This window comes from Flavobacterium sp. CG_9.1 (genome assembly GCF_015751645.1).
Taxonomy (GTDB): Bacteria; Bacteroidota; Bacteroidia; order Flavobacteriales; family Flavobacteriaceae; genus Flavobacterium; species Flavobacterium xanthum.
This window is the reverse complement of the sequence record NZ_JADOVC010000003.1, coordinates 187,746-201,598: the sequence shown is the minus strand read 5'-3', so window position 1 is coordinate 201,598 and position 13,853 is coordinate 187,746. Positions and strand designations below refer to the sequence as shown.

General features: G+C 36.1%; 14 protein-coding genes. 4 read left to right on the top strand and 10 right to left on the bottom strand.

The annotated features are described in order from the left end of the window. Positions 1-872: 872 nt before the first annotated feature. The 9 genes from IWX83_RS03065 to IWX83_RS03025 all read right to left on the bottom strand — a co-directional run bounded on the left by IWX83_RS03065 (position 873) and on the right by IWX83_RS03025 (position 11,086). The gene (locus IWX83_RS03065; RefSeq protein WP_196827537.1) at positions 873-1,664 is read right to left on the bottom strand and encodes a DUF6503 family protein; all 792 of its coding nucleotides are present in this window, start codon (positions 1,662-1,664) and stop codon (positions 873-875) included. Positions 1,665-1,843: 179 nt separating this feature from the next. Beyond that, positions 1,844-2,356 carry a hypothetical protein gene (locus IWX83_RS03060; RefSeq protein WP_073353248.1) on the bottom strand — a complete coding sequence of 171 codons (513 nt, stop codon included), beginning with the start codon at positions 2,354-2,356 and terminating at the stop codon, positions 1,844-1,846. Between the two features lie 507 nt (positions 2,357-2,863). Further along, positions 2,864-3,844, bottom strand: coding sequence for a phosphatidylserine decarboxylase (locus IWX83_RS03055; protein WP_196827535.1), 981 nt, complete (start codon positions 3,842-3,844; stop codon positions 2,864-2,866). Positions 3,845-4,514: 670 nt separating this feature from the next. Next, a complete protein-coding gene (locus tag IWX83_RS03050) occupies positions 4,515-4,925 on the bottom strand; it encodes a BrxA/BrxB family bacilliredoxin (RefSeq protein ID WP_073353245.1) in 411 nt (136 codons plus the stop codon). Positions 4,926-5,012: 87 nt separating this feature from the next. Next, positions 5,013-6,167 (bottom strand): lycopene cyclase family protein, encoded by a 1,155-nt coding sequence (locus tag IWX83_RS03045; protein ID WP_196827533.1) that lies wholly within the window; start codon positions 6,165-6,167, stop codon positions 5,013-5,015. An 88-nt stretch (positions 6,168-6,255) separates the two neighbouring features. After that, entirely contained in the window at positions 6,256-6,771 is a 516-nt protein-coding gene (locus IWX83_RS03040) for a fasciclin domain-containing protein (protein WP_196827531.1), read from the bottom strand. Between the two features lie 310 nt (positions 6,772-7,081). Further along, on the bottom strand, positions 7,082-9,343 hold the full coding sequence (locus tag IWX83_RS03035; RefSeq protein ID WP_196827529.1) for a TonB-dependent receptor domain-containing protein: 2,262 nt from the start codon (positions 9,341-9,343) through the stop codon (positions 7,082-7,084). Positions 9,344-9,491: 148 nt separating this feature from the next. Further along, the gene (locus tag IWX83_RS03030) at positions 9,492-10,736 is read right to left on the bottom strand and encodes a GTP-binding protein (RefSeq protein ID WP_196827527.1); all 1,245 of its coding nucleotides are present in this window, start codon (positions 10,734-10,736) and stop codon (positions 9,492-9,494) included. Then, positions 10,733-11,086: a MerC domain-containing protein gene (locus IWX83_RS03025; protein ID WP_073353238.1), complete on the bottom strand. Its 354-nt coding sequence runs from the start codon at positions 11,084-11,086 to the stop codon at positions 10,733-10,735. Before IWX83_RS03025 ends, IWX83_RS03030 begins: the two co-directional genes overlap by 4 nt. Before the next feature lie 89 nt (positions 11,087-11,175). On the opposite strand from IWX83_RS03025, the gene IWX83_RS03020 reads away from it, so the two are divergent. From IWX83_RS03020 to IWX83_RS03005, 4 genes are all read left to right on the top strand, one after another. Next, positions 11,176-11,559: a Fur family transcriptional regulator gene (locus tag IWX83_RS03020; protein ID WP_073353236.1), complete on the top strand. Its 384-nt coding sequence runs from the start codon at positions 11,176-11,178 to the stop codon at positions 11,557-11,559. 165 nt (positions 11,560-11,724) lie between these two features. Further along, on the top strand, positions 11,725-12,372 hold the full coding sequence (locus IWX83_RS03015; protein WP_196827525.1) for a metal-dependent transcriptional regulator: 648 nt from the start codon (positions 11,725-11,727) through the stop codon (positions 12,370-12,372). A gap of 2 nt (positions 12,373-12,374) precedes the next feature. Beyond that, the gene (locus tag IWX83_RS03010) at positions 12,375-13,193 is read left to right on the top strand and encodes a ZIP family metal transporter (RefSeq protein ID WP_073353233.1); all 819 of its coding nucleotides are present in this window, start codon (positions 12,375-12,377) and stop codon (positions 13,191-13,193) included. A 63-nt stretch (positions 13,194-13,256) separates the two neighbouring features. Beyond that, complete coding sequence (locus IWX83_RS03005; protein WP_196827523.1) at positions 13,257-13,679, top strand: hypothetical protein; 423 nt, start codon at positions 13,257-13,259, stop codon at positions 13,677-13,679. Here the strand turns inward: IWX83_RS03005 and IWX83_RS03000 are convergent. Beyond that, positions 13,676-13,804 carry a FeoB-associated Cys-rich membrane protein gene (locus tag IWX83_RS03000; RefSeq protein WP_072675702.1) on the bottom strand — a complete coding sequence of 43 codons (129 nt, stop codon included), beginning with the start codon at positions 13,802-13,804 and terminating at the stop codon, positions 13,676-13,678. The genes IWX83_RS03005 and IWX83_RS03000 overlap by 4 nt on opposite strands. Positions 13,805-13,853 lie beyond the last annotated feature (49 nt).

The following is a 13,853-nucleotide window of genomic DNA, read 5'->3' as shown; positions in this document are numbered from 1 at the left end:
GTGGTTATTTTGTCATTCTGAGGAACGAAGAATCTCTGTATGGTGAGCAGCATCTGCTGGCATGAGAGTTTTCAGAAAGGTCAGGAGACCTTTTAACGCCACCTCAAAGTTGGAAACTTTGCGGAGCAGATGTGGTGGTCTGTGGTTATTTTGTCATTCTGAGGAACGAAGAATCTCTGTATGGTGAGCAGCATCTGCTGGCATGAGAGTTTTCAGAAAGGTCAGGAGACCTTTTAGCGCCACCTCAAAGTTGGAAACTTTGCGGAGCAGATGTGGTGGTCTGTGTTTATTTTGTCATTCTGAGGAACGAAGAATCTCTATATGGTGAGCAACATCTGCTGGCATGAGAGTTTTCAGAAAGGTCAGGAGACCTTTTAACGCCGCCTCAAAGTTGGAAACTTTGCGGAGCAGATGTGGTGGTCTGTGTTTATTTTGTCATTCTGAGGAACGAAGAATCTCTGTATGTTGAGTAGCATCATTAGGCATAAGAGTTTTCAGAAAGGCCAGGAAACCTTTTAACGCCACCTCAAAGTTGGAAACTTTGCGAAGCAGATGTGGTGGTCTGTGTTTATTTTGTCATTCTGAGGAAAAAAGAATCTCTGTATGGTGAGTAACATCATCTGGCATGAGAGTTTTCAGAAAGGTCAGGAGACCTTTTGACGCCACCTCAAAGTTGGAAACTTTGCGGAGCAGATGTGGAGACCCTTCCTTTTTCTGAATGATAGATTGGGGTAAAAAAATTGATGCAATAGTAAGTGTTCACAAGCAGAATACTCATGCTAATGCGATGCAAAAGAGTTAGGAATCTTACAGAGATTCGCCCGCTTTGTGGTTTAAATTTTTAAAGGTCGTAGATTTTGCAATCCAGTTGCTTACTTGTGATTATTGACCACATTCTCCGTCAGTATTTGAGATACTTCTTTTAGTTTTCCTTGTTCGTATAATTTTGGTAAGTCTTTCAAAGGAGTTTTCAAAGGGGCTTCATAATTAATGTAATCCTGAAAAGTTATACCGTCAATTACGCGGGTGTTAAAGGCCACTCTAAAGCGCACACCACCATCATTCACGCGGTAATTATAGGCCAAGTAATCCATTTTATGCGTGGTTGTATTCATCCAGTAGTGATACTCATCATCAAAATCTTTGCCGCCACCGTCTTGACCAAAAGTTACACCTATTGCATCGTATTGCTGTCCTTTGATTGTGATTTCTTCAATGAATTTTTTATTTACGGAAGCATCTTGAAGTTTGTAGGGAAGTGTGGCAAAATAAATAACCGAATTTATTGCCTCTGAATACTTCGCAGAATCTTCTTTGGATAAAGATTGTAACTTGCTATTTATAGAACGTTCAAACTTTTCTGGAGTCAGTAGGTCTTTGATAAGAGAATCTCCCTTTTGAATTTCAGAAGAATATATATAGGAAGCTCCATTATTCTTAAAACGGTACTCTTTACCTCTAAAAATAAAGGAGTAGTTGGCAGTAGTATATAATTTTCCGCCGTGTGCTTCAATGGCTTTATTAATTATAGAATCTGCTTTTGAGAATTTTTTTTCGGTTGCAAGGGTGTCGTTTTTGACGGTTGCTCCATTACTTTCCTTTTTCTTGTTACAGGAGAATAAAAGTGTTGCCAAAACGCAAAGCAATATTAGATTTTTTTTCATTTTTTAAAAGTATCATATTTAGTAACGAACGTTGAAACAATTGCTCTTTTTATAAAAATTTTAACTTAACCATTATTCCTTTCTGATTTTAATAAAATGACTTAGAAATGAATTTTTCGCTGGTTGCAGTTACGTATTCTGATTCTTGGGACTGTCTGTTTAGCGAGGAGATTTGGTCTTTACTTTTTCTTTTCTTCTTCAACAATTAGTTTTAAAGAATTGATATAATCGGTATCAAATTCTATGACTCTTATTTTGCTGGGCTTAAAACTCATTTCGCCTTCAAATTTTCCTTCGGTTCCTAAAAAGTCTATTACGACCTCTTCCTCATTCATTTCTATGAGTTTACCAAGATATAGTGCTTTTTCAGACTTCGTTGCAATTTGAAAAATCTCATATTTGCTTGCTACAAAATAGAGAATGGAAAATACGTCTTTAAGCGGAATTATTTCGGAAGCGCTTGTTTTTAAACCTTTTAGTTTAATTACTCGTTCGGTAAATTCGTGATCCTTATCTTGGATAATAGCCTTTACATTTTTGTTTTTCAATATGGTATAACCATCAATTATAAAATCGACAGGGTTATTTTTAAGTAAGATCCAATCTTCAGTCCAATCAATTAGAAAGCCACTAAAAATTTCTTTTTTGTCGTCAAACTCTATTGTAATTAATTGCCGTAAGTATTTGTCCATGCTAGTTTTTTTAATTTTCAAAAGCGGTTTGTCACTCCTAGTCGTTTTTAGAATCGTCGCGATAAAAGGAAGTTGCTATCTTTGGTTACTTCATACAAAAGTAAAGATACCGATTTTAATACACGACGGCTTGTATTTTTTCGTTCCAATTGCTTACTCCAAAGAGAGTACGGATTTTTAATCAGCATCCGGAGCGACTGCTAATTATTTAAGTGGTATCTAACTATAATATGACTATCCGTCAGTAATACCAATACTAATTTTTGCCAGAGATTGCACAGATTAAAGAAAAGGTGAATTAGAATTACTGGATAAATTCGTGAAAATCTCTTAATTCTGTGGCAAAAAAAGAAAGTTAGTCCTCAAAGTGGGCGGTGATAAAATATAAAATAATACTTTTTAAAACCTTTTTTTGTGGAGAACTAGTGAAAGCAACGAAAAAATTTCTTCGCTACCGTTTTGCCACTATTCGGGCAGTGGGTGCCCATTACAACCCAAATCTGGAAATTAGTGTCTAATCATCGAAACACCAATTTTTTCTCCTACTTTGACGGAAGTTTCATGTCCTTTTAAAGTATTAAGCAATAGATCGGCATCGATATTAATTTTATTTTTTTCAAACAGCAGCACTACCGTGGATCCCCCGAATTTGAAATATCCTTTCTCGTCCCCTTTATTTACAAAATCTCCTTTATGAGTCTGGACTATGCTTCCTACCATGGTCGCGCCTACTTCGGCTATGACAACATCTCCAAACAAAGGGTTGGTAACGATTGTATATTCCCTTTTGTTTAAACAGAATATTTCAGTCATTTTGCGCAAAGCAAGTGGGTTAACTGAATAATATTCACCCTCAATCCGAGTGTTTGACGATACGTTTCCGCTAATGGGAAAATGAAAACGATGGTAATCAGCAGGGGCGAGCCGGATAATCACCAAGGCACCATTAATGTATTTTTTAGCAAGGTTAGCATTATTTAAAAACGATAAAATGTCGAAGAGGTACCCTTTGATGATAAAATCGCTATTGCTGATATCGGCATAGGCCAATATTTTTCCATCTGCCGGTGAGACTGTACTAGTTGCCGTACTATCTACTGGTCTGGCATTATTTTTTAGTTTCCGGGTAAAGAAATCGTTGAAAGTGCGGAACTCTTGTTTCTGGAAGGAGCTCCTGTCGATGTCAAATTCGGCAATAAAGGGTTGTATTTTTTTAGTCGATGAAGGACGATCCATCATAGTACCGTAAAGAGAAGAAACCAACTTTCTTTTCACCAATGCCCACAATGTTGCTTCGCCAACCGGATTATTATACAACCAAACCAGCCATTTTTCGGCAGCCACTTTTTCTGTATTTAACACCCCAGTTTCCCTATCATAATACTGGATGGGAGCTTGTGGCGGCACTGGATAAATAGCAAATAATGCAATGATTACCAATAATAACAGAATGATACCCCAGCTTTTTTTAGTTTTTGTAATTTTCATGCTTGACTTTCTTTTTTATTTCTGGTCGTTTGGCAGTCAAAACTTTTCTGCCATCGTTTCGCTTTCTTTCTTCCGCGGGCTGGATATATTTTATCCAGTTGCTTACCGCAAAGATAACGCGGATTTTTAATTGACGCCCGTAAAGATTGAACAGTGTTTTATTTAGTATCTAGATATGGAAGTGTGCTTTTTAAAATTATTTGTTTTTTTGTGTCTAAGTCTTGAGGGAGAACCTTAACCTTTTCTCAAAAAATCACATACAAACTGTATCAGGTTTAGGAGCTACTCAGTTTCCGTTTGTTTCAAGTGAAATAGACTTTTGGTCGTTTATTACATCAATTCCAAGGAAAAATAGGGTAATAACAAAAAGAATTTTCATAATTATACGGTTCGAATTGGCGCATAAAGTATAGATACCACCAAATAGAGACTTCTTTTTGACACTAATTGTTATTTGGTAAGTTGATTAGTAAAACGGAGTTATAGCAAGGGATTGCAGGAATTATTAAGGATTGTAATTTAAATCCAGACCATTTCTAGCCCTGATTGTAGTGAAAATCCTTTTTTATCCGCTTCTTTAGCGGGAAAAAAGATTGCAACGGAAAGCAGGAAACAGCTCCAAATAAAAAAACCACGAATGAACGTGGTTTTAGTTTGACTCTTTAATGAATTAGCAGTACTCGTTGAAAGCATCTTTTAAGTTTTCAGCAATTAGTTCTGCTGGGCGACCTTCAATGTGGTGACGCTCTAGCATGTGGACTAATTCTCCGTTTTTGAACAAAGCCATAGCGGGCGATGATGGAGGAAAAGGGAACATGTGTTGTCTGGCTGCATCAACAGCATCTTTGTCAACTCCTGCAAAAACCGTGATTAAATGATCTGGTTTTTTACCACCTTCTAAACTCATTTTTGCTCCTGGACGTGCATTTCTTGCAGCACAACCACAAACCGAATTCACTACCACAAGGGTTGTTCCTTCTAATTTCATTGCATTTTCTACTGCCTCAGCACTATGTAAATCTTGAAAACCGGCAGTCGTTAGTTCCGCTTGCATTGGTTTTACCATTTCTTCTGGATACATATCTTTTTTATTTTAAATAAATACTATTTTGAGTTGCAAAGTTACAAAGTTTACCTTCAAGATTTAGAGATGAATTATAAAGTTTTGTTATAGTTTGATTGATTTGAAAACGACATGAAAAATTGCTTTGATAAATAGTGTTTTGGGACATTTCAAAATCACTTTTATGTCTTCTATCAAAGAGGTTTCTTCATCTAAAAACTTAAAAATTAAGCTGGGATTGCCTTTTTTGAACATGGAAGAAAAGATGTGAGAACCCAATTCATTTTTTCGGTCTAAAATATCCAATAATAGGAGATCATAAAACCAGAATTTACTTCTTTTATGAAATTTTCTAAAGTCAGTTTCTCTTTGTAAAAAGGCCACGAGTTCAGTTGATTTTTTATCAGAATTTTTAAAAGTATAGCCCGTACTTGCTTTGGTCCATCCGCCAGAAGTTCCTATATTCAGTACGTTTTTTGTATTCGCCTTCCAAAAAGGGAAACACGTCATAGGAATGCTACCCTGTTCTTTCTCTAAGATTTCATAATTTGTGATACCCAGTTTTTCGATGTAGTGCTGGATCTCGTTTTCGTATTCTTCCTTTTTTAAATGCTGGTGAGAAAACAAGGTGTATTCTAATAACGCTTCTGTTTTAGATGTTGGCAATACGTACATAAAACGGGTATTCCCTTTTTGCTCCACCGAAAAATCCATGAAAGTAGCTTGCTCTGGATTAAAAACGGGCTGCTCGCTTTTTATAAACCAGCCAATAAAATGCTGCTGAAGCAAAGGATATTTTGTCTGACTTACAGCTTTTTGGTTGTTGTAAATGCTATTGAATAATTTGGAACACGAAAAACTATCTTTTTCAGTTTGTACTAGAACAATGGTCTCTGATTCTTCAATGGCCAATACCTTCTGATGAAGGAAAGTAATGTTGTCTTGTTTTGAAAGCAAGTCAAATACTTGGTTGTAAAAATCGAGCCCTTTTGCCATATTATATTGATACGGTTTCAAGTGTAAATCGCGGCGAAAATTTTCATTGGCAAACAAAGCTAAATCCCATTTTTTAGAAATCGATGGTTCCCAAGCGGAGTCCTGCGTTTTCCAAAAGCACCAGGTTCTATCATTCGTTTTTTTGGTGTTTTCGTCCAATATCAAAATACTGCTACCGGCAAATGAACAGGATTGCACCATTTTATATACGGTCATCAAAGCCGATAGTCCTGCGCCTGTAAAAATATAATCATACTGTTTCACTTTGCAAATATAATTTTTTAGAGGCAGTATTAAAAGAATAAACCACGCCAAAGCGTGGTTTATTGATCAATCGTAAAATAAGTAAATATTATTTGTGCATTAAAACAGTGTCAATTACATGAACTATACCATTTGACGCATCTAAATCTACAGCGGTAATTGTTGCAACTCCACCTTTTTCATCCGTAACCATTACATTTTCACCCTTTAAAGATGCTGTTAATGTTCCACCCTGAACGGTCGTCAAAACAGCTTTACCTTTTCCTGCTTTAATAGCTGCAACAACTGCTTTGCTATCGATTTTACCAGCAACAACGTGGTAGGTTAGAATGCCTTGTAGTGTTTTTAAGTTTGCTGGTTCTAATAAACTTGCGACTGTGCCTTTAGGTAATTTGTCAAAAGCAGCGTTTGTAGGTGCAAAAACAGTAAATGGTCCTGCTCCTGTTAAAGTGTCGACTAAGCCTGCTGCTTTCACAGCCGCTATTAATGTCGTATGGTTTTCAGAACCTACGGCTACTTCTACAACGTTTTGTGCAAAAGAGCTAATACCAGTGAAAAGTGCAATTGCTAGAATTGCTGACGAAATAATTTTCTTTGTTTTCATAGTGACAGTTGTTTTCAATAAAATTACGGAGTTTCTAAAACGTACTAATGAAAGTTTGTATAAGTTTAACTTCCGTTTACTCTCAATAGTTTAAAATTATATATTGAAAACTAGTGATTTATAAGGTTACAGCAAGTAATTTCGACTCCTTGCCAAATTTTAAATTTTATGGTATCGTTTTATGAAAACAAAATATAATGAAACAAAACGGTTTTGATAGATAATTACTCAAAAATGGTTTTCAATTTGATGGAGGTAAAAGTAAAACACAAGCTTCTCAGCGCTAAATTAATTTAGGAAACGATATTATCTAATCAATATGATACCGCAGTCCAAGGAACATTCGCCTGCCTTGATTGGGACCGTAGGCGTAGGTTGGGTCAAATGTCAAGGCATAAGGGTTGTCAGCAGTGGGTACAACATTTCCAGTGTTGTCGAACTGCACATTTTTGTCAAAGGGATCATTTGCTCTGGCAATTATAAAAGGATTGCCACGATTGGGCGTCCAATTCAATAGGTTTTTAACACCACTATAAATTTCTAAATTATGAATTTTTTTGAATGTAAATTGAATGTTTTGAATACTAAATGGCAGAGACTTTTCACGTCTTGGGTCCAGAGCACCAAGAAGTGGTAAGCGCATCGATCCTGTGGTATTTCCCGTGTAATCAATAGCTAAAAACCAAGAAGGAATTTCATAATTAATAGCCCAATTGATTGAAAATTTTTCCGTGAATAAGGGTACGAACTTCTGTTTGTTTTGCTTCGTTATTGGATCATAATAACTTGCGCCAACGGTTGCTTTTAGTCCAAATGGCGTAATCCAATCCACATTAGAACTGAGTCCGAAAATTCTAGAATAACCATTTAAATTGTCATAAATAATCTGATTAGGATTTATATCATAATTTGCAAAAATCTTGTTTGTAAAATACGTGTACCAAGAAGAGAGTTCTAAGTTAATTACCCCGGCGTTGGTAAGATTGTATTTTTTTAAATAATTCAAATTTAAATTATAGGAGGTTTCAGGCTTTAGGTCTGTTAGTAAAATAACGGTTCTTGCTCCTGATAAGGCTTGATGATCTTCAGTAAAAAGATTAACAACTCTAAATCCAGTTCCAAAATTAAGCCGCAAAATATCAGTTGTGGATGGCTTGTATTTAAAAGCGAAACGAGGCGTTACGATAGAGCCATGAGCCGCATTATAATCATAGCGCAAACCAAGTAGTGCACTTGTTTTGTCACTGAATTTAATTTCGTCTTGTAAAAAAGCACTATAAATTTTAGAATGATCAGCGTTTATAGTTGCTGCCGTGTTATCATTATAATATTGATATCGAAATGCTGTACCCAAAAGTACCGAATGCTTGTTCCAGTTTTTATCCCAAAGCAGTTGTCCAAAAGCGATTTTTTGACTGGCCAGAAAAGTGGAATTACCGTAAACAGAGTTTTGGTCGTGACCAATTAATGAAAATTGCAAATACATTTTTTCTTTAATGGGAAGTTCATATTTGCCCAAAACTTCATAACGGGAAGTATAAATACTTTCACCATAAACGGCACTTCCGCCTCTAAAACTTTTGTTCCACTGCATTTCGCCGCCCCATCGATCTTCATACAAATACCTTGAAACCAAACTAAATTCTTTTTTTGATTCTCTATTGAAGTTCAATTTACTGAAAATAGAAACTCGGTTTTGTATCGATAAATCTGTAAAATTATCGTTGTTGTTATCAATAGGGTTGTTATAGGTAAAATAATTTACCCCAATCAGGGCGTCGGTCTTTTTGCCGATGGTAGTTCGATAACCCAAATCAATGTTGGTCTCTAGCCACGAAGTGGAGAAAATATCAGCTGTAAAAACAGGAACAGCTTGGGGTCTTTTAGTTATGATGTTGATTAGTCCTCCCACTGCTTCGCTGCCGTATAAAGTAGAAGCCGCGCCCTTGACCACTTCAATTCTATCGATCATCGAAGTGGGTATTCCTGACAACCCATATACTGTCCCAAGGGCGCTGACTATGGGCATGCCATCAATAGTAACCATGGTGTACGGGCCATCTAATCCATTGATGCGTATATCGCCGGTATTGCAAACATTACAATTATTTTGTGGTCGCAATCCATTTACATTTTGCAATGCATCAAAAACAGTACTAGTTGGATTTTGTTTTAAAAACGTTGCCGTTATGATCTCAACAGGAACGGGGTTTTCCAAACGTTTTACAGGTTTTAGCGTTCCTGAAATTACCACTTCATTGAGTTGATTTTGAACCGTTGAAAGTTCAATGTCAATAGTTAGATTCTCATTTTTTTTAATGATGATGGTTATACTCTGAGATAGGTAATCTTCAGCCGAAATGGTAAGTTTATATTTTCCCTCAACAATATTTTCTATGCTATAATGTCCTAAACTATCCGTTTGTGCAGTATAATCAGTTTTGATTAAAAGAAGTCGTGCCGCTTTAATTTTACTTTCGTTAGAAGAAACAAAGCCTGAAATACTCCCTTTTTCTTGGCTGTAGCCAAAGTTTAAAGTCAAAAAAAGCAACAATAAATGTATTTTTTTCATTCAATTTAAATTAAATTTTAGACAAATCTAAAAAATATATTTGACATTTTTAAAATAGTAGCAATTTATCCATAAAATAAAAACGGCTCACCTTGAAGATGAACCGTTTAAGCACCCAATAATTAACCAAAACAATCGGGATTTATAACTAATTTAATTCATTTAATTGAGCCGTTACGGCATTGGTAACGGCTGCTCTTGGAATAGGAAAATCATCTTTGCTTGAGAAAAATCCATCTTGTAAATCCATAATTTCATCGGCTGTGCACAGGCAATTATCGAGTTGGCTTCGAACTTCTGTTTCATTTAATGCCATGCCTATAAATACGATTTCGTTCAGTCGGTCACCAAAATTAGCGGTCCATCGTTCCTCAATAATGTCTTGGTATTCGACAAAATTATTGAAAGTCATCCGTTCACCAAGAGGCATACTTGCCCACCATACGCCGGCACCTTCAGCTTTCATGGATCCGCCGGCTTGACTCCAGTTAATTGCTTGTTCGGGTCTAGAAGCAATCCAGCAAAGACCTTTGCTTCTAAGAATGTTCTGCGGAAAATTGACGGTGAGGTAGTGCCAAAAACGTTGTGGATGAAACGGGCGCTCGTCTCTGAAAACAAAAGATGAAATTCCATATTCTTCGGTTTCAGGCGTATGAATTCCTTCCAATTCCCGCATCCAACCCGCAGAAGATTCCGCTTCTTCGTAGTTGAATAAATGCGTATTTAGTAGCTCACTTGCCGGTACTTTTCCAAGAATTGAAGTGATTATTTTAGCCACAGGATTCAGTTTTGTGATTGAGGCTTTTAATAATGTTAATTCGTTTGCAGTAACTAAGTCGGTTTTATTTAAAATAATAACATTGGCAAATTCAATTTGATCTACGAGCAGGTTAACAATGGTCCGATTATCATTTTCAATATCGGATGCTTTTCTATCTTGTAAGGTTTGTGCTGAACCAAAGTCTTTGAAGAAGTTGAACGCATCTACTACAGTCACCATAGTATCGATGTAGCTAAATTGAGACAAATCAATATTTTCCTCTTCATTAACAAACGAAAATGTTTGTGCCACGGGAATAGGTTCACTTATGCCTGAGCTCTCAATTAACAGATAATCAAAGCGATTTTCTTTGGCTAATTTTTTAACCTCAAGCATCAAATCTTCGCGCAGCGTACAACAAATACAGCCGTTACTCATTTCAACCAACCGTTCTTCGGTACGTGACAAGGTGTTTTCAGCTTTTACTAAATTGGCATCAATATTTACTTCGCTCATATCATTGACAATTACAGCTACTTTCAAGCCTTCTTTATTGTGAAGAATGTGATTGAGTAAAGTGGTTTTTCCCGCTCCAAGGAAACCAGATAATACAGTTACTGGTAATTTTTTCATAAGTGCTTTTTTTTATGATTTTTATAATTCATAAGATGACCCATTATCATCCCGATACCTCCCAGCAGAATTAAACTAGTGTGGTAGTCCAAAAAGATTTCGATCACTACGCCCAAAAGGATCAGTGTTATAGAAACTAAAAGCAACATAATAACACCTAATTTAGCCGTTTTGATAATCCGTATGACAGCCCAAAGCCCTATAAGAACAAATAGTAAATCGATGTAGGGATTGTGAATCAATCCTATAGGCAGTATAGTCAGTAAAGGGAAAAGTAAACAATGAACTAGGCACAAACTGGCAGTTGAAATCCCTAAAATATCCATGTTAAACGATGTTGTTTTCTTCATTTCTCGTATATTTGCTTAATGCAATTGTTTTGCAAATATATAAATATATTTTATAATGCAACAATGTTGCGTTAATAATTTAAGCAAAGATGAAAGCCACTCGAAATACCACTGCTAAAACCACTATTTTAGAAATTATAAAAAATTCAGCAGTCGCTTTGTCGCATACTGAAATTCAGACTTTAAGCCATACTATTTGTGATCGTGTTACTATTTACAGGGTTTTAGATCGTTTAGTAAGAGAAGATATAATTCATAAAATTGTAAATTTAGACGGAACTATAAAATATGCGAGTTGCCATCACGCTCATAATGAAATAAAACATACCCACAATCACATTCATTTTAGTTGTGAGAAATGTCACTTAGTAACGTGCTTAGAGCATGTTGAGCCTACTTTTGATTTACCACCCAATTATCAAGTTAATGAAGTCAATTTTACGCTTTCTGGTTTGTGCCCGAACTGTTTATAAAAAGTAAAATTGTTTTAGACTAGACTAAAAAAATATTTTTGGTGTTCTTTTTTGTTTATATTTGTTGCTGAAGTTATGTTGCAATTTTAATTGTTAAATAATTTTAGCAACACAATTTATTTCTACATCGTTATAAGATGTAGGGAAAATATCCAAAATAATACTATGACCTTTTCAGAAGAAAATTATCTCAAGACCATATACCACCTTATGGCAGTGTCGGATGCTGATATTAGCACCAACGCCATTGCTGAAAAAATGGAAACAAAAGCATCATCTGTCACCGATATGCTTAAGAAACTTGCCGAAAAAGAGTTGGTTAACTACATAAAATACCAAGGGGTATCTCTTACCGAAAAAGGACAACTAGCAGCCAAAATGATTGTTAGAAAGCACCGTCTTTGGGAAACTTTTTTAGTCGAAAAACTAGATTTTTCATGGGATGAAGTACACGATCTTGCGGAACAACTGGAGCATATTAAATCAGAAAAACTAATCAATAAATTAGATGATTTTTTGGGAAATCCTACGGAGGATCCTCATGGAGATGCTATTCCCGATGCTAGTGGAAGAATTACAAAAACAGAAAAACAGCTACTTTCGGAAATGGAGAAAAACCGAGTAGGAATTTGTGTGGGAGTCAAAGACACTTCTTCTGATTTTCTAAAATATTTAGACAAGCAAGAAATCGCTTTGGGTTCCCAAATTGAAATTATAGAAAAGGAAAGTTTTGATTCCTCTTTTAGAATTCGGGTAGAGACCAAAGAAATAACGATTTCATATAAAATAGCCAGTAATTTATATATCAAGTAATTATGTATCAATCAATAGTTGATTATTTCACGAGTATCGACCCAATTTTAGCCGCTTTGTATGCGAGTTTATTCACTTGGTTTCTTACCGCTTTAGGGGCTTCTTTTGTTTTTATGTTTAAAACCATGAATAGAACCGTTCTCGATGGAATGCTCGGTTTTACCGGAGGCGTAATGGTTGCCGCAAGTTTCTGGAGTTTATTGGCCCCAGCCATAGAAATGACTGGTGGTGAAGGTTTTGAAAAAGTTATTCCCGCAGCTTTTGGATTTTTCCTTGGTGCGCTGTTCATTTTTGGCATAGACAAAGTATTGCCGCACCTTCATATCAATTTTAAAGTTTCAGAAGGTGTTAAATCACCTTGGCAACGCACCACATTGTTAGTTTCGGCTATTACACTGCACAATATTCCAGAAGGATTGGCTGTTGGAGTTCTTTTTGGAGGTGTCGCTGCTGGAATTCCTGAAGCTTCTATCGCAGGAGCCGTCACTTTAGCGATTGGAATAGGAATTCAGAATTTTCCCGAAGGGATTGCTGTCGCTATGCCGCTGCGACGTATGGGTATGAGTAGGTGGAAAAGCTTTATGTACGGACAATCTTCCGCATTGGTAGAACCAGTTGCGGCGGTTTTAGGGGCTTTTGCAGTTACATTTTTTACGCCAATCTTGCCGTATGCCTTAGCTTTTGCCGCAGGAGCCATGATTTTTGTAGTAGTTGAAGAAGTAATACCAGAAACACAACAAGATAAAAACACAGATATTGCCACGCTTGGATTCGTTGGTGGGTTTATTGTGATGATGGTGTTGGATGTGGCTTTAGGCTAGGAATCTTTTTTTATTAAGATTTTCAGGCAAATAAAGCGTAGTTTTATATTTCAAAAATAGCCTATGAAAAAGTCAATACTATTCTTTTTTATCCTTATCGGTACTTTTGCTTTGGCGCAAAGCCCAAAAGATCAAAAGATAAAATATGTAACTATAGATCAAAAAGTATGTTCCAATCTAAAGGGTTTTCAATTAGTTTTAAAATCGATTGTTGCTGATTCCCGCTGTCCTGACGGCGTAACTTGCATTTGGGCCGGAGAAGTAACCGCTGTCGTTTCGGTGTATAAAGATTCAAAATTAATTGAAGATGCAACGTTGCTATTCGCAATGAAAAATGAAAAAGAAAATAAAGAGTGGTTTGCTAAGTACTTACCAAGGAAGCAGAAGAAGATAAAAACCATGCAGGTGTTGCCGTATCCAAAAGAAGGAAAGAAAATTGATTCCAATGAATATTGCCTAAAAATTGGCTATTATAAACAGGATTAACTGCAACCACAATCGCCACTTCCACAATTTTTGTCCGACTTTTTCTTTTTGAAAAAGAATTTTTTAATTAGAAAAGCGAGTGCGACGGCTAGTGCGGCAAAGGCTAAAATTTCTTGAATATCCATACTGTAAAAATAAGAAAAAGCAACCGATACCGGTTGCTTTTTTGAGTTA

Coding starts and splice junctions, on each gene's coding strand:
- IWX83_RS03040 (WP_196827531.1), bottom strand. CDS start 6,771: ATGAAAACAAAGAAAATTATTTCGTCAGCAATTCTAGCAATTGCACTT.
- IWX83_RS03010 (WP_073353233.1), top strand. CDS start 12,375: ATGTATCAATCAATAGTTGATTATTTCACGAGTATCGACCCAATTTTA.
- IWX83_RS03060 (WP_073353248.1), bottom strand. CDS start 2,356: ATGGACAAATACTTACGGCAATTAATTACAATAGAGTTTGACGACAAA.
- IWX83_RS03030 (WP_196827527.1), bottom strand. CDS start 10,736: ATGAAAAAATTACCAGTAACTGTATTATCTGGTTTCCTTGGAGCGGGA.
- IWX83_RS03015 (WP_196827525.1), top strand. CDS start 11,725: ATGACCTTTTCAGAAGAAAATTATCTCAAGACCATATACCACCTTATG.
- IWX83_RS03000 (WP_072675702.1), bottom strand. CDS start 13,804: ATGGATATTCAAGAAATTTTAGCCTTTGCCGCACTAGCCGTCGCACTC.
- IWX83_RS03065 (WP_196827537.1), bottom strand. CDS start 1,664: ATGAAAAAAAATCTAATATTGCTTTGCGTTTTGGCAACACTTTTATTC.
- IWX83_RS03035 (WP_196827529.1), bottom strand. CDS start 9,343: ATGAAAAAAATACATTTATTGTTGCTTTTTTTGACTTTAAACTTTGGC.
- IWX83_RS03050 (WP_073353245.1), bottom strand. CDS start 4,925: ATGTATCCAGAAGAAATGGTAAAACCAATGCAAGCGGAACTAACGACT.
- IWX83_RS03025 (WP_073353238.1), bottom strand. CDS start 11,086: ATGAAGAAAACAACATCGTTTAACATGGATATTTTAGGGATTTCAACT.
- IWX83_RS03020 (WP_073353236.1), top strand. CDS start 11,176: ATGAAAGCCACTCGAAATACCACTGCTAAAACCACTATTTTAGAAATT.
- IWX83_RS03055 (WP_196827535.1), bottom strand. CDS start 3,844: ATGAAAATTACAAAAACTAAAAAAAGCTGGGGTATCATTCTGTTATTA.
- IWX83_RS03005 (WP_196827523.1), top strand. CDS start 13,257: ATGAAAAAGTCAATACTATTCTTTTTTATCCTTATCGGTACTTTTGCT.